The sequence below is a fragment of the Testudinibacter sp. 'clade 2' genome (genome assembly GCF_006227735.1).
Lineage (GTDB): Bacteria > Pseudomonadota > Gammaproteobacteria > Enterobacterales > Pasteurellaceae > Chelonobacter.
Window position 1 is genome coordinate 1 of record NZ_VDHB01000273.1, and the last position, 919, is coordinate 919.

The 919-nt window shown below is 29.7% G+C and carries 2 protein-coding genes; both read left to right on the forward strand.

All coding sequences use genetic code 11. The annotated features are described in order from the left end of the window. The first annotated feature begins 113 nt into the window (after positions 1–113). On the forward strand, positions 114–770 hold the full coding sequence (locus FHQ30_RS13175) for a hypothetical protein (RefSeq protein WP_139615052.1): 657 nt from the start codon (positions 114–116) through the stop codon (positions 768–770). A gap of 9 nt (positions 771–779) precedes the next feature. Further along, the coding region (locus tag FHQ30_RS13180) for an ESPR domain-containing protein (protein ID WP_500692290.1) at positions 780–919 on the forward strand (140 nt) is incomplete at its 3' end.

Here is a 919-nt window from a genome sequence, read left to right on the forward strand (position 1 = left end):
ATAAGGAAATTTCTAATGAACCTAAAAAATAAGTATTTTGAAAGGGTTCTAATGATCTTTATTGTTACCTTGGTTATAACCGAGATTGGTATTTTTTTCCATACCTAATGTCTATGGATTTTTCTGGTTATTTATCTGGCGTATTATTAATTCATTATTATGGTTTAAAATATATTATTGTTTCTTTTTTTGTTTATTTATTAGTAGATGTTATTAGCGGCGGGTTCAAAAAACACACGATTAATTACACGAAACAAAAATTGATGGAGAAGTCAAAAAAACATTTACTTGAATTAGGTTATCAACAGGAGGATTTGAAACTTCCACAAGAAGAGCCGCTTTCTAAAAAAGAAGGAATTCATGTATTCTTTGAAGCATTGGGTGAAAGCAATCCTAATGATAATATCCTAAATGCATTTCGGTTTTTGAATACTGGATTTAGACATGAAAAGATAAGTTATGGTGGTGTTGAAAGTGAATATTGGCGCTTTTTAGATACAGGTGTCGAATTTGAGTTTGATACGAAAAATATGTTGAAAAGTATAATTTTATTTATAAAAAAACAACAAAAGTTTCAACCATATTCGGATGTTAGAAATCTCATTCTGGGACTAAGAAAAGAGTCAAACAGCAAAGATGTTGAAAAATTAATAGTAAATTTAGGTTTTCAACCTGTAGATATGATGACATATGAATTGAATAATAAGTTCATTATATTTCAATTTGATGCTAATGATGAACTACAATTTATTCGATTTTATTTAGTATAGGAATATTTTTTGAATAAGCATCTTTACCGTATAATCTTCAGTCAATCCCAACAACAATTTATCGTTGTATCGGAACTGGCAAAATCTAAAACACCTTCTGAGCATAGAAGTGCGGTAGGGGATTGTATGCGGTTCAGTGATGGTGTGGG